The sequence below is a fragment of the Mycobacterium simiae genome (assembly GCF_010727605.1).
GTDB classification, from domain to species: Bacteria; Actinomycetota; Actinomycetes; order Mycobacteriales; family Mycobacteriaceae; genus Mycobacterium; species Mycobacterium simiae.
The window spans coordinates 3,518,792-3,539,268 of sequence record NZ_AP022568.1; the positions used below are offsets into that span (position 1 = coordinate 3,518,792).

Below are 20,477 nucleotides of genomic sequence, written 5' to 3' on the forward strand. Positions count from 1 at the left end.
GCGGGTGGCCGGGGCAGCAAAAGGTCTCAAGTGAGGCGGTCAAGCAAGACCCGTGCCAGCGCGGCGACCCGGGCGCGATCGAAGGTGATCGACATTTCGTAGCGCCGATCGTCGTCACCGCCCGGGCCGCACGCGGGATACGCCCGCTCGCGCGCGACGAGCGCCGCGGCGGTGTCGGGGCCGAGCACCAGCACGGTCGACTCGTATGCCAATGGATCGTCGGGGTCAAGGAGCACCTGCCTGATGCGGGGGGCCAGATCCGACGGCAGGTCTTTGCCGAAAATGGCTACCAGCGGCGATCTTTCGGCAATCGCCGCGAGCTTTCGTCTAGCTTGCTGCCGAACCTCGTCCGAGTCTTTCAGCGCCACCAGAACGATTGGTGGGGTTTCGGCTCTGATGGCCATCCGGGCGAGATGTCGGCCGAACTCGGTGATGGTCTGTTTGCGGACGATGCGTGTCGTCGGAACGGACGCGGCCAGGCCCAGGCTCGCCGGGTCGATTTTCGTGGGCGGCTCAGTTGTTGTCATGGGCCACGCGAACGCGCGTGGTGCGATCGGAAGTTTCCCGGGGGCGCCGAACCGGATGCCCTGACCGAGCGTGGCGCCGTACGCCAAAGCCTGTTCGAGATGATCGTCGGTTTCGATGCCTTCCGCGCAAATGATGGCGCCGGTCCGTTCGTGGTGTGCCGTGATAGCTGCGACGGTGCGGGCCTGCATCCGATCCGGTTGGCGCTGGATCAGTCCCATGTCGAGTTTCATGATCTCGGGGGCTAGTAGGTCGAGCAGCGCCAGCGAATCGGGGTGTGAGCCGATATCGTCGAGCGCGATCGCGAATCCGAGCGAACGTAGCGCGGCGACCTTGCGAAGCAGGGCACGCGGATTGAGCAGCAAGCCCCGTTCGGTGATTTCGAAGGTGACCCGGAAACGCGAGGCCGCGTGCATCAGCTCGTGGTCCTCGTCGGGGTGGACATATCTGGTCGCAGGTTCGCAATTGACCAAGAGCAGCATTCCAGGCGTGGAGCTGCCTTGCAGCGCCCCGCGTGCCGCGGCTCGAATGCACGCGCGGTCAAGGGTATTCAAGCGGCCGGTCTGGCCAGCGCGCGCGAAGATGTCGGCCGGAGCGGGATTGTTCAGCGCCGGCCAACGCGCCAGCGCTTCGTAGCCGACCACTGTTTCGCTAGGTAACGCCACTACCCGTTGGAATGCTGCGACCAGCCCTTTACCGGCGACGGCTTCATCAAGCACGCGAGTCATAGCCGACGCTCGATCACGGACTACTGAGACAAAAATCGGGCGCGCATGGATTCACGGTAACTGGTCCGACGGGTATTTCGTAGGGCTACCACCCGATTTCCGGCGCCCGGCCACCGCGGTACCCCGCTGGCGTAGGCGTTCCTGTTGCCGACGGCGGCGGCCGGTGTCGGGCGGATGGGCCATTTCCGCGTGCGGCGCGTCGGCATCGTGGGCGGTGGCATCGGTTACCGCAAAAGCCCGAACTGCAACGGGTTTGATAGCGATTGCTGGGACATGTCAGGCCGAACGCGCCCGGGAACGCGGTGGTAATCCCGACGCGCCGCGTCCCCGGGTCGGCCGGCGCTGCCCGTTAACCGGCGTCGGCGCAGCGGATTTCGTCGGCAAAGAGGAGCCGACGGCTGGGGCAGAAGCTATCAGCTCGGAGCATCTCTGTCGCAGCGCATCGCCAAACCAACCTTGAATATCGCTCAGGTGACTGACAGCTCATCAAGCATTTACGCCGAGATCGGCGGGTACGAGGCCATCGAGGGTGTCGTCGACGACTTTTATGCCCTGGTGCTCGCTGACGACGAACTGTGCGGCTTCTTCACCGGAATCAACATGAACCGCCTGAAAGGCAGGCAGGTCGAGTTCTTCTCGGTCGCCCCGCTGGCCGACGAGCTCACCTCGGGCGGTTAGCCGGAGCCAGCCGCTTAGGTGCACAGGGAAGGCGCGTCGCACACGTTGCCCGGGCAGTAAGTCGAGTGCGCCGCGTTGACCATGGTTCCGACGTCCAACAACGTCACGCCCCGCTTGTTCAAGTGGGCGTGCACGTCGTCGGCGATCTGCTGTGGTGTCCAACCCCAGGAGAGGTCGTAGCAAATGAGGTGGGCCTCCCCGATGAGCGCCTCCTCGGTCCGGGGCGGCCAGATTAGGCCGACCGCCCGCAGCTGGGCAAGGTAGGCGTCATCTTGCGGAGTTGCGGTCGCGGTCGCGGTACCACCGACGAGGGCGGCACCAACCAGCATTGGTACGGCCAGCCAGCGGCCTGAGAGCTTAGCCTGCATCGGCTGCACTCCTTCTCTTTCGGTGTGACGATTTCTCTCGGTCTGGCGCCTTCTTTCGATATGGCGATGCCGTCAGTGTGCGTCAGCGGGCGGGCCGGCGCTCGACGAACCCGCGAGAGTTCATCGACCGCTGGGCGCGAGCCGAGCCGTCGGTCGTGGCTGCGCTGCGCGGCGGTCACGGGGGCGGCTGGCGAACTGGCGCAAGTAGTTCACTGCGAAGGTCAGCGCGTCGCGATCCGGCCAGGTCTTGCCGTACGCGCGAGTCATCAGGCCGCCGCCCTCATGAGCGGTCACCAATACGTTGGCCAGAACGCCGGGATTGGCGGACTCGACGAGCAACCCGTTCTTTTTCATTCGCGTCAAGCCGCGGCGTAAGAGCGCCGTCCACTGCCGGTAACCATCGGCCAGCAGTTCACGCGTCTGCTCATCCTGCTTTCCCAGTTGGCCGGCCAGCATTCCGAATGTCGGTAACGCTCGGCGGCGATTTTGCCGCCGACTCGACATCAAGGTGAGCTCGACCCACTTCTCGAAGTCCTCGAAGGTGTCCAGGTTGTTCAATGCGGCCTGTCGATGAAAGTCGAGCAGCACCTCGGTCTGCCGAGCGATTACGGCTCGTACCAGCGCGGCCTTGTCAACAAAGTAGTGCGACAGTTGTGAGCCGCTGACCGAGGCGGCTTGCCGTACCCGATCCTGACTGACCGCGGAAACCCCTTCGGTGACAAACAGCTCCGCGGCACAGCTGATAATGCGGTCGCGCGTTGCTCGTCCGCGACGTGTCACCGGCAGCTCCGAGGCGTCCTGGTGAGACATGCGATCAGATTACCGGCTTAACGCCAGTATGGGGCCCACGCCCCAGTAGGGTCGGCTTAAGCCGAGGCCGGTGCACAGGCCGGCTCCGGTAAATCCAAGTCGGCCTTGCTGAGGCGGTAAATCTCCAGGAACAGCTGGTAGTACTTGTCGGTCTCGCCGACCCATTCCATCCCTACGCGCCGCGCTGTTGCCACTCCGCGGTGGTTCCCGGGCCGCACGACCGCGAAGACTTCGCTGATACCCACATTTGTGAATGCTTGATGGGCCACGGCATGACCGGCTTCCGCACCATAGCCGTAACCCCACCGCGTGGGTGCGACCTGCCATCCGATCTCGATATCGGTACAGCCAGGCGGAAGCGGCAGCAGCGCGACTCCACCGATCAGGTCACCGCAAGCGCGGTCGGTGATTGCCCAGCGACCCAGGGGCAGGCCCGCTGCGTCGCTCTGGGTGATCCATGTGGCGAGCAGTCGGCGCATGTGTGCTTCGTCGGTGACCGGCGGCAGGGCGGGAGATAACCAGCGTGAAACCTCCGGCGCGCCGTATATCCGATAGCCGGCGATGGCGTCCTCGAGTTGCCACGGGCGCAATAGAAGTCGGCTCGTATAGATGTGGCGCGTGTCAGGGTCCCACTCGACGTGGCGATGCCCGTCCATGTCGCCTCCTGTGGTTTTCTGGGGCATTTGGCCCACTAAGCGGCAGCATTGCAAGGTTGTGGTGTTTGGTGTAACCGGCGGACGGCGAGACGCGGGTTCACCAGCCTCCCGAATTGGCGTGCAGGCGCCTCAGCGGAAGTCGGAGGTTGGCCACCGGTGCTTGTGCGGTCAAGGTAATTCCACCGAAGTTGTGAAGCAGCGCAACACTGAATTCGCCGGTAAGGGCCGTCGCTTCCAGGCGGACTTGCAGCGACAGGGCTGCCGGTTGATCGATCCCGTTGACACGAATCACAACCCTGGGATCGCCACTGAGAGCATCGAGGCGGACGGGGTGAGTGTCCATCTCAAGACCGCGCTGGTGCGAATCGTTGACATCGCTCAGGGAGATCTCTTGGCAACTGGCCAGGAGTAAGGTGATGTCACCCAGCACCTGAGCCGCGACCGTGATGGACACCAGCGCAGTGGACCTCGGCTGCCGCCCGATGGCGGCCATCATCGCCGTCGCGCGCCGCAATACCAGCGCAGTGGGCATAATCATCGGTGACGGCCTTGGTTTGGGAATGGTGCCCACGACAACCGCCTCGTCTTCAGCGCGGCGATCACGGGTGGCATTCATACTGGGGTAGATACCCCAGAATAAAACTGGTCGGTTCGGTCGTCAACACTGTCGGGCGCGGCGAGAGGCTATTGGCAGCGTTGCAAGCGATCCTCGCTCGCCAGTCAGCGCGCGCGATCCGCTCTTGTCGTCCGGCGGGCCGCCGCGGTCGACGGTTGGGTCGCGAACGAACGGACGTAGTCGACAGCGGCATTGAGTGCGTCGCGCAGCGGATTGATGGAGTCAGTCGTCTGGCTGAGCAGCGATCCGCCTTGGTGCGCGGCAACCAGCGCCCGAGCAAGGTGTAGCGGGTCGGCGTCGGCGCGCAGCTCGCCGCGCTTGCGCATGCGGGCCAAGGCGGTGCGGAACAGTGCGATCCATTCCTCATAGACGGCGCTGATGTCGCTGCGGATGTCGTCCTCGGGTGGGATTAGCTCGCCTACCAGCGAACCAAATGCACATCCGCCCACGCAGTTCAGGTCGATTTGTTTCTGGACGTTGAGGTCCGCCCATTTCTGCAGGGCCGCGAAACTGTCCAACGTGGACAGCTCCCCCGAGGTGTGAAACGTGACCATTTCATTACGTCGCCAAGCGATGATGGCGCGGACCATGGAATGCCTGTCTTTGAGGTAATGGGTCATTTGCGACCCGCTCACGGAGGCCGCCTTGCGCACATCGCTCTCGACGGTGTTGCGGAGCCCGTGTTTGTAGACCAGATCGGCGGCTGTGCCAACGATCCGCGCATAGGTGGCCCGGCCCCGGGGGGTTAGTCCGGCTGCGGCGTCATCAGTCATGTCCAACCATCGCAGAGAGTTTGAAGGCGGTGCGCCAACTAATTGGCTAGCGATTGTACCGGCAACGACATGTCAGAACATGACGCTACCCGACCATCTTCGGCCTCGTTTCCTGTGTTGGGCAGGACACCCCAATCTCCTGGCAACTGCGACGTATGCCACGGCCTAGCGTCCGGCGCCGGGTCTCACCCGGGGTGAAATCGCGCCGGGGTGATGACGGCTCACCCCAGCCATCAGCAGACTGGCGCCAGTTCAACGTCGGCGTGCGTGCCACAGCGGGTGTCGGCGGGGCCTCAACTGTGCTGCCGGGCAACGGGCCCGGCGGGAGTCGCCCGAGAATGAGCAGCGGAAGGATCTCGCCATGCACTTCGGTTCCAAGAAGGTCATCGTCGTTGGGGGCAGCGCCGGAATGGGCCGACAGGTCGCTGCTGACGTCGTGCGGCACGGCGGCAGTGCGGTGATAATCGGCCGGTCGAAGCAGCGGGTCGACGATACCGTCGCCGAATTGAACAGCGGAGGCGGTCAAGCTTGGGGGATCACCGCCGAGTTGACCGACCGCGGCGCGGTCGCCGACGTTCAGCGGACACTCGCCGAACAGCACGCCGATGCGACGCTACTGGTCAATGCGGCCGGATTCTTCATCCCCAAGCCATTTCTCGAGTGCGACGAGCGGGTTTACGACTCGTACATGGAGCTCAACTACGCTCTGTTCTTCCTGACCCAGACCGTGGTTCGCGGCATGATCGCCAAGGCGCAGGGCGGGGCGATCGTCAATATCGGCAGCATGTGGGCGCACCAAGCGATCGGTGCGACACCATCCTCGGCGTATTCGATGCAAAAGGCCGGCCTGCATGCCCTCACCCATAACCTGGCCATCGAACTCGCCACCCACCAGATCCGGGTCAACGCGGTAGCCCCAGCCGTCGTGAAGACACCGCTCTACGAGGGCTTCATCCCGAAGGACGAGATCGACGCCACATTACAGACTTTCGCGCCGATTCATCCGCTGGGACGTGTCGGCACTGCGGCCGACGTGGCCAACGCAGTAACTTACCTGCTCTCCGACGAGGCAAGTTGGGTTACCGGCGCGATCCTCAACGTCGACGGCGGCGTGATGGCTGGACGCAACTAGTCAAACGACGTCAAACGCGCCGAAATGCCAATGGCATCGGCATAAACGTGCGTCAACGAAGGAGATCAGGTGTCACACCAATACCGCAGGGATCCCGCCGCGGTCGAATCGCTTAGCACCGCGCAGTACCACGTCACCCAGGAGAACGGGACGGAGCTTCCTTTCACAGGTGAGTACTGCGACAACCATGAGCCCGGTATATACGTCGACATTGTCTCCGGCGAACCGCTTTTCGCTTCGGTGGACAAATTCGATAGCGGAAGTGGCTGGCCCAGCTTCACCAGGCCCATCGGCGCGGATAGCGTTGTCGAGCGGCAAGATCGCAGCCACTTCATGGATCGGGTAGAGGTGCGCTCGGTCCACGCGGACAGTCACCTCGGGCACGTCTTCCCGGACGGCCCAACAGAAGCCGGGGGATTGCGTTACTGCATCAACTCGGCGTCGTTGCGATTCATCCACCGCGACGACCTGGAAGCCCAGGGCTATGGGCGCTTTCTGCACTTGTTCGCCAAGGACGGGCAGCAGTCATGAACGGCCACAACAAGGTCGCCATTCTCGCGGGTGGGTGCTTTTGGGGTATGGAAGAGCTATTCCGTGAGCGACCCGGGGTCGTGTCGACCCGAGTCGGCTACACCGGCGGCAGGAACACGCATCCCACCTACCGCAATCATCCCGGCCACGCCGAGGCACTCGAAATCACCTATGACCCAGACGAGACCGATTATCGGGCGCTGCTGGAATTCTTCTTCCAGATCCACAACCCGACCACCAAGGATCGTCAGGGCAACGATGTCGGAAGCAGTTACCGGTCGGCTATTTATTATCTCGACGAGGAGCAAAAGCAAATCGCAGCGGACACCATCGCCGACGTCGAGGCTTCAGGGCGATGGCCTGGCCCCGTCGTCACGGAGGTCAATCCGGCCGGCGAGTTCTGGGAGGCCGAACCCGAACACCAGAAGTATCTGCAACGCTACCCATCCGGCTACACCTGCCACTACATCCGGCCGGAATGGTCGTTGCGCAACCGCGACGGCGGTGTCGACACACCGGCAGTCACGGCGCAGCATGCCAAGCCCTCCCAGTAACGACGTCGGTTCGGCCACGCCGGACGGGGGCGTTCTTCGACGACGATTGGCGGCGACCCGATGACGCAGAATCTCAATCTGGCCGCACTCTCCGCTGCGGGGGTGTCGATCTGGCTCGATGACTTGTCCCGCACCCTGCTGCAATCCGGCAAGCTACGGCGACTCATCGACACGAGAAGCGTTGTCGGGGTGACCACCAATCCGTCCATCTTTGAGCGCGCACTCACCCACGGGCGCGCCTACGATAACCAGATCGCCGAGCTGACGGCCCGCGGTATCGATACCGAAACCGCGGTCCGTACGGCGATCACCGACGATGTTCGGGCGGCCTGCGACGTGCTGCGCCCGCAGTGGGAGGACTCCGACTGCGTCGACGGAAGAGTCTCCATCGAAGTCGACCCGACGTTGGCCGACGACACCGATGCGACCGTGTCGCAGGCCATCGAGTTGACCAAGGTCGTCGACCGACCCAACGTTTTCGTCAAGATACCGGCCACTGCGGCCGGGTTGCCCGCGATCACCGCCGCGCTGGCCACAGGTATCTGCGTCAACGTGACCCTGATCTTTTCTGTCGAACGCCACCGGGCGGTGATGGACGCCTACCTAGCCGGTCTGGAAACCGCTCGGCGGGGCGGGGTAGACATTTCCCAGATACATTCAGTCGCATCACTTTTCGTGTCCCGCCTGGATGTCGAGGTTGACAGACGACTCGAGGAGATCGGCACCGACGCGGCGCTCAGGCTACGAGGACAGGCCGGTATCGCCAACGCGAGATTGGCCTACGAGGCCTACCGGCAAGTCTTCGATACAGCGCCGCGATACGCGGCACTGCGCGCGGCGGGTGCGCGCGTGCAACGCCCGCTGTGGGCCTCCACCGGCGTAAAGAATCCGGGTTACCCCGACACGCTGTACGTCACCGAGCTGGTGGCCGCCAATACGGTCAGCACCATTGCCCAGCCGACCCTGGAGGCGGCGGCCGACCACGCCGTCATCACCGGTGACACGCTGTCCGGGACGGCCGCACAGGCGCGGGAAGTGTTCGACCGACTGGCCGCGGTGGGCATCGATATGCCAGACGTGTTCGCCGTACTCGAACACGAAGGCGTGTCCAAGTTTCAGGCGTCCTGGTCGCGCGCTGTTCGACGTTGACGAACCAAGCGGCAGTTCGAGTTTCACTCATCTAGGAGATCCAGCCAATGTCCACATCGGCACCCCCGTTGCAGGAGCTGCGGGCCAGCCGGCCATTTCCGGAGCGTGCCGGCCCCGCGGGTACCTTGATCTACCGGCTGATCACGACCACCGATCACAAGACGATCGGAACGATGTACATCGTCGCGTGTTTCGCGTTCTTTTTCATCGGCGGATTCATGGCCCTGCTGATCCGTGCCGAGCTAGCTGCGCCCGGGTTGCAGTTCCTGTCCAACGAGCAATACAACCAGCTGTTCACCATGCACGGCACGGTCATGCTGCTGTTTTATGCGACTCCGATCGTCTTCGGATTCGCCAACCTGGTGCTGCCCCTGCAAATCGGGGCCCCCGACGTCGCCTTCCCGCGACTCAACGCAGTCTCGTTCTGGCTCTTTGTGTTCGGTGCATTGATCGCCCTAGGGGGCTTCATCGCGCCCGGCGGCCCCGCCGACTTCGGTTGGACTGCCTACAATCCGCTTTCCAACGCCGTGCATTCCCCGGGACCGGGAGGCGACTTATGGATCCTCGGCCTCATCGTCGGCGGGTTGGGTACCATCCTGGGCGGTGTCAACATGATCACCACCGTGGTGTGCTTGCGGGCGCCCGGCATGACGATGTTTCGGATGCCGATTTTCACCTGGAACATCCTGGTCACCAGCATCATGGTGCTGGTGGCCTTCCCGCTGCTGACGGCCGCGCTGTTTGGGTTGGCCGCCGACCGTCACCTCGGGGCGCATGTGTTCGACCCCGCCAACGGTGGAGTCTTGTTGTGGGAGCATATGTTCTGGTTCTTCGGGCACCCCGAGGTCTACATCATCGCGCTGCCCTTCTTCGGGATTATTTCCGAAGTCATCCCGGTGTTCTCGCGCAAACCGATGTTTGGTTACTCCACCATGGTGTACGCCACCATCAGCATCGGGGCGCTATCGATCGCGGTGTGGGCCCACCATCTGTATGCCACCGGTGCCGTGTTGCTGCCGTTCTTTTCGTTCATGACCTACATGATCGCCGTCCCCACCGGGATCAAGTTCGTCAACTGGATCGGGACCATGTGGCGCGGACAGCTGACCTTCGAAACTCCGATGCTGTTCGCGGTGGGGTTTTTGGTGACCTTTCTGCTCGGCGGCCTGTCGGGCGTGCTACTGGCCAGCCCGCCGGTGGACTTCCACGTCACCGACACATATTTTGTGGTGGCTCACTTCCATTACGTGCTGTTCGGCACCATCGTGTTCGCGACGTACGCGGGGGTGTACTTCTGGTTTCCCAAGATGACTGGGCGGCTCCTTGATGAACGCCTGGGCAAGCTGCACTTCTGGTTGACGCTAATCGGTTTCCACACAACGTTTTTGGTACAACACGTGCTGGGCAACGAGGGTATGCCGCGACGCTACGCCGACTACCTGCCGACCGACGGCTTCCAGGGCCTCAACATCATCTCGACGATCGGGGCGTTCACCCTAGGGGCTTCGATGCTGCCGTTTGTGTGGAATGTGTTCCGCAGCTGGCGCTATGGCGAGCCAGTCACCGCCGACGACCCGTGGGGTTATGGCAACTCCTTGGAGTGGGCCACCAGCAGCCCGCCCCCGCGGCATAACTTCACCGAACTGCCCCGCATCCGCTCCGAGCGGCCCGCCTTCGAGTTGCACTATCCGCACATGGTCAACCGGATGCGCAACGAGGCACATGTTCAACGGGGACGAGAGAAGAAGCGGAGGCGGCACTGATGGGGATTTCCGAATTCGACGATGTGCAGGCTCATCTGCTCGGACCAGAAGAGAGTTTGGACTCCGAACAGACCGGCATCGATTTCGATGAGGGCTACTCACCCCCGGAGCGCCCGCGTGAATTGTGGGCGTGGGGCCTGACCGCCTGGGAAGCGCGTACCCATGAAAGTCTGGCTCGCCGACTGGCCCGTGAGGTGCCCGAGGTGACCGATCAGGACGACGGCGATGGAATCGGCGATAGCGCCGACAGCGCCGGTGACCCAATCGACGATCAGGTCGGCGACATGCGCGCAGGCCGGCTTGTCGCGGTGGACATCGACCCCGCATATCCAGGGTTGGATTATCTCGCCCGCGACGTCGGCATTGACGGGGGCGCCGCCTCGGCCGAGGAGGCCGCAATGCACATCGTCGTCGCCGAAGACACCGGCGACGGCGAGTAGTAGCACTCTCGATGGCGCGTCAGCCATCGTCGCCCCGGCCCCCTGTGGACCCTAAATACAGACTGGAGCACCGAATTGAACACGGTTCCCCGTTTCCGCCAGCCGCATAAGAGCAAACCTGCCACCTCGGTTGTCATCGTTGGCAGCGGATTCGCCGCTTTCGAATGCGCGCGTCGACTGACTCGATCGTTAGACAGGGCGCGGGCCTCCCACGTGACGGTGACGATCATTTCCCCGGTCGATTACTTGCAGTACTCCCCATTGCTGGCTGACGTCGCCGGTGGGCTGGTCGACCCGCGGTTTGTCTGTGTCCCGCTAGCCGGAACGCTCAGGGGCGTGCGGGTGGTGCGTGGCCGTGTCGATCGCGTTGACCTCGATCGGCATGTGCTCTCGTTCACCGATCCCGAGGGCGGGGTGGGCACGCTGTCCTGGGATCGGCTGGTCTTGACGCCGGGCTCGGTGACCCGACTATTCGATACGCCGGGATTGACCGACTACGCGCACGGGCTGAAGTCGACGGCCGAGGCGCTGTACCTGCGTGATCGGGTGATCGAGCAGTTGGAGCTGGCTCAGGTCGACGAAGACGCGGCGCGCGCGGCGGCGCGACGCACGATTGTTGTTGTCGGAGCGTCGTATTCGGGTTCCGAACTGACGGCGCAATTGCGCGCGCTTGCCGACGCGGCGGCAAAACAGATGGGCTTTGACCGGACCTCGGTGCGGTTTGTCCTGCTGGATTTGGCCGACCGCGTCATGCCGGAGCTGGGTGCAAAGCTCGGCGACGCGGCGATGCGCGTTCTGCGCTCTCGCGGGATCGACGTGCGGTTGCGCACGACCGTGACGGAGGTACACGCTGACCATGTTGTGCTCAGCGATGATTCGCGTGTCGACACTTACACGGTAGCGTGGGTGGCGGGCGTGACACCATCACCGCTGATTGCCACGCTGGGCCTGGGAACCGAGCGGGGTCGGCTCAAGGTGCAGACCGATTTGCAGGTCCCAGGTCACGCGGATGTGTTCGCCGCGGGCGACGCTGCCGCCGTTCCCGACCTGACTCAGCCGGGCAGGATCGCCCCGCCCACCGCCCAGCACGCGGTCCGGCAAGGTAGGACGTTGGCCCGCAACGTCGCCGCGAGTCTCGGCTACGGCAAACCGAAGGCCTACCGCCATAGCGACAAGGGTTTGGTCGTCGACCTGGGGCCGCGCTACGCCGTCGCCAACCCGCTCGGAGTGCACCTGTCCGGTTATCCCGCCAAGATTGTCACCCGCGCCTACCACCTCTACGCGATTCCCCGGCTCGTCAACCGCTGGGCGGTCGCAATCGCATATTTCACGGATGTCTTCTTCACCCGCACCGTGTTGTCAATGGGTTTCGTTTGCGGTCCCGATACCCAACTCATGGCCGGCGAAGCCATCCAGTTACCAAAGGCTGCAGGGGCAGAATAGAGTCACCGAATGCGGCGTCCCTCGCTGGGTCCTCGCCCGGGTGAAATGAGCGGGCGGATGAAGACGTCTCACCCCCGGCGGGCGAATAGTGGTCGTTGATCCAAACAGCTTCACCCGCAGGCACGGTCCGACCAGTCTTCGGGACAGGTGTTCAGGCGCAACGACTTTAGCTCAACCGATCAATGATGAGAGGAACCCGCAGATGGCCACGCTCGAATTTTTTGATACCCCCGGATACGGCGAGATCGCCCGTACCCGCAACCGATACCGGCAAGCCTTGCGCATGGGTGACCGCGTCGAGATCTCCGGTCAAGGTGGCTGGGAGGCGGACTTCACTATGTCGACCACTTCCCTGCAGGAGGAGATCGTCAAGGCGTGCGACAACGTCGAAAAGACGCTCGCCGAAGCGGGAGCCAGCTTCAGCGACGTCGTGAGCGTCCACTCCTATCATGTGTCGGCCGGTGACGACTGCATTGGCGAGGAACATATGTCGGCAATGGTCGACCAGTTCCGCGAGCGGTTCGGCGAGAATGTGCCACTGTGGACCGCGGTGGGGGTCAAGGCGCTGGCACTGCCTGAGCAGCGTGTCGAGATCGAAGTCGTCGCTATCGTCGGATCCGGCGGCAAGTAGACGTCGGCAGCGCCGGGCCGCGCCGTGGGCCCCGGACGGAGACACGCGTGGACCGAATATTCCATGCCCTGGTTGGTGACGCGCCCGCCGCGATCGACGCCGCCGTCAAAGCCGCTGCGCTGTTCCTCACCGCTGCGGTCCTATTCCGATTCATGGAGCGTCGCACCCTCGCCGAATTCGCGCCGTTCGACTGGATCGCTGCAGTGGCCACGGGCGCCATCGTCGGACGGGCCGCGACCGCCAGCGACACCTCGTGGCTCAGCGCGACGACGGCGCTCGTTTGTCTGCTTGTCGCCCACGCCGTATTAGCGAGATTGCGCTTCATTCCGGCGATTCGGCGCTTCATCGACCCGCCGCTGAGAGTGCTGATCCGGGACGGAAACCTCGATCGGCGTAACCTGCGTCGGTGCGGTCTGACCACCGCCGACCTCGAGGCGGTACTGCGAGAGCACGGACACGAGAGCCCCGACCGTGTTCACCTCGCCATTTTCGAAGCCAAAGGGGTCATCTCGATCCTGGAACGGCTGGAAACCGACGACGAAAGCGACTGTCTGGATGCACCTCGCAAAGTGCGCCCGCATGGGCCTGAAAGCCGGCAATGCGGCGGTCATCAACTCGGCCCCTAGCACTCGGCCGACCGTGCCAAGCGGCATGATCCAACACACTGGGCCCTGAAACAGGCCGTACGCCACGAACGCAGAGACGCCTGGGAGACGCCTAGGATTCGGCGCGTTGAGAGGCCAAGGCCGACACAAAGTGCTCAATGACCATGACATTGCGCGCGACGTCAGCGACCGCGTGTGCCGTGGGAGTCGGGATATGAATTGAACCGGGGACATCGGCGGCGCCGACGACTACCACGTTTGATCCCTTCTTCAGAAGATCGTCCGCCAGTGCGGACAAGGCGGCATCACCGGGACGACCCGAACCAAAAAGGATCGCGGTGAGTTGGGCGTTTGCGCGGCGCACGACGCTGGGCAGACTCCGCTCCCCGATGTGTCCCTGGGCGTCGACCCCCGTCATGTCATTCGTCAGCAATGCCGCGTACAGAGCGACGGCGGCATGCTCATTGAATCCGATGTAGGCCAGGCGCGAACCCTGCTGGGCGGCCACGCCTGCGGCGACTTTGCGAAGTTCTCTCGGCAAGGTCGCTGTCGCGACAATATCCGCGGTAGCGGCGACATCGTCATTGTCTTCATTGAGGATCATCGAGGCGACGTAGTCGTGGGCTATCAGCGCGTTCAAAAACCCTGTCGGACTTCCCGATGCCCCGCTACGTAGCAGAACTTCACAGTCACAGACAGCGGCCAGGGGACTGGCCATGTCATCGGTAATGGCGACCACCGCTGCCGGTGTCACGGTGCGGCCGAGCTCATAGGTCAAAGCTCGCACCCGTGCGCTGCAACCCGACCGCGATGTGACGACCAGCAGCGAGTCGGACGTGAGTTGTTGCGGATCCTCCAACAGATCCTTCGTATCGATCCACCAAGCCGCTTCGCCCGCCGCCACGAGCCGCCGCCAACTCGGCAAGGCCGCGATATGCGATGCGCCCATTCCCGTGAAGAAGACGCGGCGCCGGTGATCACGAAGTATTGGGTACAAGCCCAGCGAGATCGGAGCTCGGTTGAACTCGAGCAACGACCGGGCCTGAGCCCGCGCATCAACCCGAAGCCGGGGGACCGAGCGCCTATCGCAAAGTAGCAGCGCCGTTCTGGGGTTCACCGGTTCATACCCCTTTGTGAGTCGTTCGACGTGGCTGTTCAGCTACGGGCGTTGACTAATGAGCGTGCCGCACACTCGGGTGAGGTGTCATCACCCGCGCGTGCTATTCACCCGGGTGATGGCCAACGCGGGTAGGCCCGACGACGGTGAGGTCGAAACGTTCCGGGTCAAAGCTAGCTTGTGCCAACGCCTTCCAGGACCACCGCTACCGCCTGGCCTGAGCCGATGCACACCCCGATGACCCCATAACGGGCGCCTCGTTCACGCAACTCGGTCGCCAGCGTCAGCAGATAACGAGTTCCCGTAGCCCCGAAGGGGTGGCCGATCGCGACCGCGCCACCGTTAGGAGTCAGCTTGTCATCGGGTACCACGAAACCGTGTAGCTGGTTTGGTAGTTCCCGCAGCACGCCCAGGGCTTGTGCGCTGAACGCTTCGTGCACCTCCCACACGTCAATCTGCCCGGGAGCAAGTCCTGCCCGGTGGATCGCGGCCGGGATTGCCCATGCGGGGGCCACGCCCATAATGAGGGGGTCGATGCCATACACCGCACTCGATACCACCCGGGCTAACGGCTGGATACCGAGTTCGTCGGCTCGCTCGCCGGAAGCGATGACGACAGCACTGGCACCATCGCTCAACGGTGAGGAGTTGCCTGCCGTCATCTGGGTGGTGCCGGGCTGGGCCGGTAAAGCGGCCAGCGCTTCGGTGCTGGTATCGCGGATGAACTCGTCGTGTTCTGCCAGCCGGGTAGGTGTCCTCTTATCGCCCGGAATAGGTACGGGCATGATCTCTTTGGCGAGTCGACCTCGATCTCGTGCGTTCTTGGCCCGTTGCTGGGATCGCAGTGCGAAGGCGTCGATCTCCTCGCGCGTCAGTGAGTACCGGTCGGCCACGTTTTGCGCGGTCTCGATCATGCTCAGGTAGGCATTGCGGGCTACCAGTACCGGGTTGGGTGGGCCTCCGGCGCCGCTCCACATGGTGTCGAGCATGAGAATCGGCCCTCGGGGGCTGAACGCGGCGTCACCCTTTGGCAGTGCCCAGCCCGATCGAGACATCGACTCGACCCCGCAGGCGATGCCCAGGCCGAGATCGCCGGCCTTGATCGCGTGACTGATGCTCACCGCCGCGCTCAATGACGATCCACAAAATCGGTTCACGGTGACACCGGCTGCGGTGTCGGGAAATCCGGCGGCCAACGCTGCCCATCGGGCGATGTCGCCCATGCCCTCGTGCGCAGGGTTCACGCAGCCGGCGACGATATCTTCTACGGCGTCGAGGGGCACACCCAGCCGATCGCAGGCGCCCTTCATCGTCATTCCCAGCAAGTCATCGGTCCGAATACCCGACAGCGTGCCCCCGTAGCGGGTGAACGGGGTTCGTGTGCCTCCCAAAACGTAAGCCTCGGTCATTGCGGCGCTTTGGAATACGTCAGGTCGAAGACTTTGACTGGGCTAAATCGCATCGCATTGCTGCAATCGGATGACGGCCAGCATCATGTGCAACTGTGGCTCCTCTGGGCTGCCGGCATAGCCGCTCAGCCAGCTGGTCAGCTTTGACAGTGTGGCTTGCGGCAGCGCAATCCGGTTGGACAGGATCGCGGCGAAGATGTGTTTGATCGCGAGAAGGCTTTCTTCGCAACCGAGTTCGACGAAGACAACGGTACGTTCGTAGCCGGTCAGATACGATTTCACCGCTTCGACCAGTGACCACGCCATGTCTTTGTCGGAAATTGTCGACCGGTCGTGGCGGTGGCGCGATGGCGAGATCGAAGCGCGACTCGCGAAGGTTAGTGCCATCGCCGGCAGCGAACGCCGCACGGCCCGGTCGATGGCTGCAGTGCCGTTCCCGCCGACGGCATCGTTCCGGGACGGGGGCCGCACGGCGGTAGTGCCACCGCCACCCGCTATCTGGTCGCTAACCCTGTAGGCATGTCCTGGTTCCATCCCGGTTCCTTGCCGTGCTGGGCCATGGTCTCATGGCTGTCATCTTGATCGGTTCAACTCGTAGCGCGGAATGGGACTACGTACTGTCACATGCTCCGGAGTCCACCGATATCTGCTCGTCCAGTGAGGCTGCGCCTGCATGGGGTGAATTGTCGCCACCCTGGACGTCTTTTCGCCCGGGTGATTCACGCGACTACTGCTGGGGCGCGACGATTCGTGACCGAACAAGATGTAGTTGCACCCGATCACCGATCGGATGCCGCGCGGTCACCGGGGATTCAGTCGGTGCTCTCGCGAAATATCGCGCGCAGCGTCGCCTGTCTGCGGGCTGCGTCAATCGCGTCCACCAGCAGCCACAACGCCAGACCGAGGAGCGCGATGTCCTTCATCAAGAACTCCCCATCGGCGGACAAAACAGGAAAGCCGCCAGCCGACGCCTCACCGGTGCCCGGTGTCGTGATCATGAAGCTCAGCGTGGTGAGGAAGAATAGTGAGGCGAACACCCCGCCCACCACCGACGCCTTTGGCAACCATGGCTTGGCGGCTAGTAGTGCCGCGGTGACCAATTCTACCGTTCCGTTCAATCGACCAAAGGCGTCGATGGACATGGTGCTGTAGACCCAACCCAGGAAGGGGCTGTTAGCCACCCAATGTGAAATGCCTTGTGATTCATAGTGAGTGAATTTCATGGCGCCGAACCAAACCAGGACTATCACCAAACCATACCTTGCGACCAAAGGCGCGACGTTGGTTGTCAAAGACTTTTCCGGACTATCAATCATCGTCGCCGTCGCCTCATTGTGTGACATGGCGGTCTCCGTTCGGCAGGTGTCGTTTCGGTGCTCGGCCATCGCCGCACCCGCGCTGCTTGCCTTCTCGGGCAGTTACACCAGGTGTGACCCACGCGGCTGCGGTCGCGGCTCAGCTCACGACCACTATCGCTGTCCAAGGACCCAACTGTCCTCATCCCCGGGTACTATTCACCCGGGTGAACTTGGTCGGTACGGTCACCGGTCAGCATCTGACGGCCTGGCAACGCGATTCGCCGTCAGCCACCTCTGGTAGTGCAGCAACCGAATTACAGCAGGCCGAGTTCTCGTGCCCGGCTGACCGCCGCGCCGCGGTGTGCAACGCCGAGCTTGCGGTAGACAGCGCGCTGGTGGGTTTTCACGGTATTGAGTGAAATGTAGAGTCGCGCACCGATTTCACGTCGCGACAACCGGGTGGCGAGCAAGCGCAGCACCTCGAGCTCCTTGGGCGTCAGTTCCTCACCGACCGCACACCCGTCGTTGCGGGCAGTCACCGCAACGCCCGCGTTCGGCTCGACCGAATCCAGCAGCGTCGATGCGACGCTGGCATTCGCGCAGGCTCGCACCAGGGTGGCGGCCTCTGCGAGGATGGCTTTGGCTGCCTGATGGTCACCGACGTCCTCGAAGATTTCCGACCTGACCAATAGCGCTTTGACTACCTCAAGGACTGCTCCGCCTTGGCGCGCCGACCTCACTGCCATTTCTGCGGCTGCCGCTGCTGCCACCGCGTCACCGCGCATGCGCAGTAGTGTGGCTGTGGCAAGCGAAACCATCACGTCCACCAGATGTTCCCCATCCGCCAAATCTTTGGTGCTGCCGGAAGCCCGGCGGATCTGACGTTCGGCGTCCGCGATCTGACCGTGCTCAGCCGAGATGAGTGCCAGGCTGCCCAACGCGTACATGCGGCTGCGACGATCGCCCACCTTCTCGGCGAGCGTTACGGTCCGCCGGAAGGCAGCCTGAGCCTCATCGATAGAACCCGAAAAGTACAGAGTGGAACCGTAAATGCAGTAGGCGCTTGATCTGCCCAGCGGGGCCTCGCCGAGATCGAGGGTGATCGCCCGACGTGCCGTCTCCAAGGCCTGGGCGAGTTCGGCCGTCTTGAACGAGTGAATCGCGCGCAAGACGACGGTCTGCGCGCTGGCGGCGTCATCGCCTGCGGTGTCACCGGCGGAGCCGGCCTCGACGGCCTCGATCCACTCCGCAGCGTCATCGAGTTGGCCAACGCTCAGCGCGAGCCACGCACGCGCCATGCTCAGCCTCGGATCCTGCAAAACCGTCTCCTCGGGAAGCAAATCGAGCAGAGCGGAGATCGTCGATAGCCCGGACCCGTTGAACTCGGTAACCCAGTCCGAGGCGATCAGATCTGCGCTGCGGGCGATGTCACCGCCAGCGACCAGGTGACGAACCGCCTCATCGACGAGGCCCTCGGCTTCGAACCAGGCTGCGGCTCGCCGGTGCAGATCACCGACGAGATCGGGCTCGGTGCGGCGCAACTCGGTGCGCAGCAGCTCTGCGAACAGTTGGTGGTAGCGATACCAGTGACGCGACATGTCCAGTGGCGCCACGAACAAGTTTTCGCGCTCCATCTCCTCCAACACCGCCGCCGAACCGCTCGTTTGCAGTATTGCGTCACACAACGGGCCGCTGAGCCGTCCCAAAACCGACGTGCGCAACAGGAAGCTGCGCAATTCCGGCGGCTGACCATCGATCACTTCGGCCATCAAATAATCGACGATATGGCGGTTATCGCCTGCGAAGGTTCTGATGAACCCTGAAACATCCGCGCGCCCGGCGACCGAGAGCGCGGCGAGGTAAAGCCCGGCGGCCCACCCTTCGGTTCGCTTGTGCAACAGCTGGATATCTCCCTGGGGCAGTTCCAAGCCGAGAACATCGTTCAGCAGCTGGTCTGCCTCGATTGCTTCGAAACGTAAATCGTCGGTACGCACTTCGGCAAGCTCGCCGCTGGCCCTCAGTCGCGCTAATGGCAGTAGCGGATCCGATCGGGTCGCTAACACCAAGTGAAAATTCGCGGGAATCCGGCTGATGAAGAAGGCCAGCTGCTCATGAACCGCTTTGCTCACCACTAGGTGGTAGTCATCCAGGATGAGCGCCATCGGGTGGGGGATCGTATCGAGATCATTGAGCAGCGTGGGCAGAACGACCTGCGCCGGGTCGGCGCCCATCGCGAGGAGTTCAACCGCGCGAATCCCGACCTTGGGACTGATCTTCTGCAGCGCGGCGACCGCATACATCCAAAACCATACCGGGTCGTTGTCGGAGGCATCGAGCGTCAGCCAACCGAACCGCTCGTCGTCGCCCGCATCTAAGGCCCACTGCGCCAACAATGTCGTCTTGCCCCAGCCCGCCGGTGCACTGAGCAATGTGACTTTACGTCGGCGCCCGGCCGACAGCACGTCGAGCAGGGCGGCGCGGCGAACGAGCTGTGAGCCAATGGCAGGGACGTGCAGCTTGGTAGCGAGTAGAACTGCTCGGGCGGCAGACTCTCGAATTCCGTTGTCGCCGTGTCTATCTGAGTCGGTCATATCCGAACTCCGCGAATCCTTCGAATTCAGCGGCCGAGCAGGAACTTTCGATGTTGCCGAATCCTGGGTGGGTGCCGGGTTCTCGGCGGCCCAGGCTCTTCCTGCAGGGTCGGTCGGGTTGTTTCTCCGCGGCGATCGGCCAGGACGTCCAATTGTCTTGGCGCGATTGGGCATCGGTACGCCCATTGAATCAGATGGGTCTTGCGCGAGCGCAGCTGGTACCCCTTTACCGTGTCCATCTGGGGTGGAAGACCCACATTCGGCAGATGGTCTAATGGGTTTCTCACCAACCGCGCCCACGCTCTGCCCGCTCACCGCGTTTCTCCCCTCGTTGCATCGATGTGGTTCGTTCGTGCGAGTCATGACACCGCCGCGGTCAAAGAGCTATCGTCTCAACGGGAGGTGACACAGCGGCTGAGCGAGAAACGTCGTCCGAGCGAGAAACGTCGTCTCAGCCAGAAACGTCGTCTCGACCTGAAACGTCGTGGGGACGCCCAACGGCTGTTGTCGCCGACTCATGGGCGTCGGGAAACCAATACGTATCCGCAGACGCCGAACACCACCGGCATCATCGTCAACATTCCCAAAACTGTGCTCAACATCGTCTTCTCGATTCCTCTGCTCTGCTGTCCGGCACCGGTGCCGGGTTGACGGGCCACG

At 63.2% G+C, this 20,477-nt stretch carries 21 protein-coding genes and 1 pseudogene; 11 read left to right on the forward strand and 11 right to left on the reverse strand.

Translation table 11 applies throughout. The features are described 5' to 3' along the window. Positions 1 to 26 precede the first annotated feature (26 nt). Positions 27 to 1,253 (reverse strand): sensor domain-containing phosphodiesterase, encoded by a 1,227-nt coding sequence (locus G6N33_RS16555; protein ID WP_049919019.1) that lies wholly within the window; start codon positions 1,251 to 1,253, stop codon positions 27 to 29. Between the two features lie 456 nt (positions 1,254 to 1,709). Between G6N33_RS16555 and G6N33_RS16560 the strand changes: the two are divergent. Further along, a pseudogene (locus G6N33_RS16560) lies at positions 1,710 to 1,898 on the forward strand (globin domain-containing protein); the annotation flags it as partial. A 47-nt stretch (positions 1,899 to 1,945) separates the two neighbouring features. Here the strand turns inward: G6N33_RS16560 and G6N33_RS16565 are convergent. The 5 genes from G6N33_RS16565 to G6N33_RS16585 all read right to left on the reverse strand — a co-directional run bounded on the left by G6N33_RS16565 (position 1,946) and on the right by G6N33_RS16585 (position 5,154). Further along, the gene (locus tag G6N33_RS16565; RefSeq protein ID WP_044512380.1) at positions 1,946 to 2,299 is read right to left on the reverse strand and encodes a DUF732 domain-containing protein; all 354 of its coding nucleotides are present in this window, start codon (positions 2,297 to 2,299) and stop codon (positions 1,946 to 1,948) included. A 120-nt stretch (positions 2,300 to 2,419) separates the two neighbouring features. Continuing rightward, positions 2,420 to 3,109 carry a TetR/AcrR family transcriptional regulator gene (locus tag G6N33_RS16570; protein WP_044508266.1) on the reverse strand — a complete coding sequence of 230 codons (690 nt, stop codon included), beginning with the start codon at positions 3,107 to 3,109 and terminating at the stop codon, positions 2,420 to 2,422. Between the two features lie 56 nt (positions 3,110 to 3,165). Further along, the gene (locus G6N33_RS16575) at positions 3,166 to 3,765 is read right to left on the reverse strand and encodes a GNAT family N-acetyltransferase (RefSeq protein WP_044508264.1); all 600 of its coding nucleotides are present in this window, start codon (positions 3,763 to 3,765) and stop codon (positions 3,166 to 3,168) included. Positions 3,766 to 3,862: 97 nt separating this feature from the next. Then, complete coding sequence (locus G6N33_RS16580) at positions 3,863 to 4,336, reverse strand: hypothetical protein (RefSeq protein WP_155945907.1); 474 nt, start codon at positions 4,334 to 4,336, stop codon at positions 3,863 to 3,865. A 149-nt stretch (positions 4,337 to 4,485) separates the two neighbouring features. Beyond that, complete coding sequence (locus G6N33_RS16585; RefSeq protein ID WP_044508259.1) at positions 4,486 to 5,154, reverse strand: TetR/AcrR family transcriptional regulator; 669 nt, start codon at positions 5,152 to 5,154, stop codon at positions 4,486 to 4,488. Positions 5,155 to 5,515: 361 nt separating this feature from the next. Between G6N33_RS16585 and G6N33_RS16590 the strand changes: the two genes are divergently transcribed. The 9 genes from G6N33_RS16590 to G6N33_RS16630 all read left to right on the forward strand — a co-directional run bounded on the left by G6N33_RS16590 (position 5,516) and on the right by G6N33_RS16630 (position 13,423). After that, positions 5,516 to 6,286 (forward strand): SDR family NAD(P)-dependent oxidoreductase, encoded by a 771-nt coding sequence (locus tag G6N33_RS16590; protein ID WP_044508258.1) that lies wholly within the window; start codon positions 5,516 to 5,518, stop codon positions 6,284 to 6,286. Between the two features lie 69 nt (positions 6,287 to 6,355). Next, a complete protein-coding gene (gene msrB / locus G6N33_RS16595; RefSeq protein ID WP_044508257.1) occupies positions 6,356 to 6,817 on the forward strand; it encodes a peptide-methionine (R)-S-oxide reductase MsrB in 462 nt (153 codons plus the stop codon). After that, positions 6,814 to 7,371, forward strand: coding sequence for a peptide-methionine (S)-S-oxide reductase MsrA (gene msrA, locus G6N33_RS16600; protein ID WP_044508256.1), 558 nt, complete (start codon positions 6,814 to 6,816; stop codon positions 7,369 to 7,371). The genes msrB and msrA overlap by 4 nt, the downstream gene beginning before the upstream one ends. A 60-nt stretch (positions 7,372 to 7,431) precedes the next feature. Further along, the gene (tal, locus tag G6N33_RS16605) at positions 7,432 to 8,520 is read left to right on the forward strand and encodes a transaldolase (protein WP_101528090.1); all 1,089 of its coding nucleotides are present in this window, start codon (positions 7,432 to 7,434) and stop codon (positions 8,518 to 8,520) included. Positions 8,521 to 8,567: 47 nt separating this feature from the next. Next, on the forward strand, positions 8,568 to 10,283 hold the full coding sequence (gene ctaD, locus G6N33_RS16610) for an aa3-type cytochrome oxidase subunit I (RefSeq protein ID WP_044508252.1): 1,716 nt from the start codon (positions 8,568 to 8,570) through the stop codon (positions 10,281 to 10,283). Next, positions 10,283 to 10,723, forward strand: coding sequence for a DUF5709 domain-containing protein (locus G6N33_RS16615; protein WP_044508250.1), 441 nt, complete (start codon positions 10,283 to 10,285; stop codon positions 10,721 to 10,723). The genes ctaD and G6N33_RS16615 overlap by 1 nt, the downstream gene beginning before the upstream one ends. Before the next feature lie 75 nt (positions 10,724 to 10,798). After that, complete coding sequence (locus G6N33_RS16620) at positions 10,799 to 12,166, forward strand: NAD(P)/FAD-dependent oxidoreductase (RefSeq protein WP_044508249.1); 1,368 nt, start codon at positions 10,799 to 10,801, stop codon at positions 12,164 to 12,166. A 202-nt stretch (positions 12,167 to 12,368) separates the two neighbouring features. Next, complete coding sequence (locus G6N33_RS16625; RefSeq protein WP_044508247.1) at positions 12,369 to 12,797, forward strand: Rid family hydrolase; 429 nt, start codon at positions 12,369 to 12,371, stop codon at positions 12,795 to 12,797. A gap of 47 nt (positions 12,798 to 12,844) precedes the next feature. Further along, positions 12,845 to 13,423 (forward strand): DUF421 domain-containing protein, encoded by a 579-nt coding sequence (locus tag G6N33_RS16630; protein WP_081662074.1) that lies wholly within the window; start codon positions 12,845 to 12,847, stop codon positions 13,421 to 13,423. A gap of 91 nt (positions 13,424 to 13,514) precedes the next feature. Here the strand turns inward: G6N33_RS16630 and G6N33_RS16635 are convergent, their stop codons facing one another. The 5 genes from G6N33_RS16635 to G6N33_RS16655 form a co-directional block, all read right to left on the reverse strand. Further along, positions 13,515 to 14,306 (reverse strand): hypothetical protein, encoded by a 792-nt coding sequence (locus G6N33_RS16635; protein WP_155945906.1) that lies wholly within the window; start codon positions 14,304 to 14,306, stop codon positions 13,515 to 13,517. A gap of 386 nt (positions 14,307 to 14,692) precedes the next feature. Next, positions 14,693 to 15,928, reverse strand: coding sequence for a thiolase family protein (locus G6N33_RS16640; protein ID WP_101528091.1), 1,236 nt, complete (start codon positions 15,926 to 15,928; stop codon positions 14,693 to 14,695). Positions 15,929 to 15,970: 42 nt separating this feature from the next. Then, positions 15,971 to 16,234 carry a tryptophanase gene (locus G6N33_RS16645; protein WP_231382486.1) on the reverse strand — a complete coding sequence of 88 codons (264 nt, stop codon included), beginning with the start codon at positions 16,232 to 16,234 and terminating at the stop codon, positions 15,971 to 15,973. Positions 16,235 to 16,740: 506 nt separating this feature from the next. Continuing rightward, positions 16,741 to 17,271 (reverse strand): YkgB family protein, encoded by a 531-nt coding sequence (locus tag G6N33_RS16650; RefSeq protein ID WP_081662344.1) that lies wholly within the window; start codon positions 17,269 to 17,271, stop codon positions 16,741 to 16,743. 269 nt (positions 17,272 to 17,540) lie between these two features. Further along, the gene (locus G6N33_RS16655; RefSeq protein ID WP_044508242.1) at positions 17,541 to 19,817 is read right to left on the reverse strand and encodes a LuxR C-terminal-related transcriptional regulator; all 2,277 of its coding nucleotides are present in this window, start codon (positions 19,815 to 19,817) and stop codon (positions 17,541 to 17,543) included. A 402-nt stretch (positions 19,818 to 20,219) separates the two neighbouring features. On the opposite strand from G6N33_RS16655, the gene G6N33_RS16660 reads away from it, so the two are divergent. Beyond that, on the forward strand, positions 20,220 to 20,468 hold the full coding sequence (locus G6N33_RS16660; protein WP_155945905.1) for a hypothetical protein: 249 nt from the start codon (positions 20,220 to 20,222) through the stop codon (positions 20,466 to 20,468). The last annotated feature ends 9 nt before the right edge of the window (positions 20,469 to 20,477 follow it).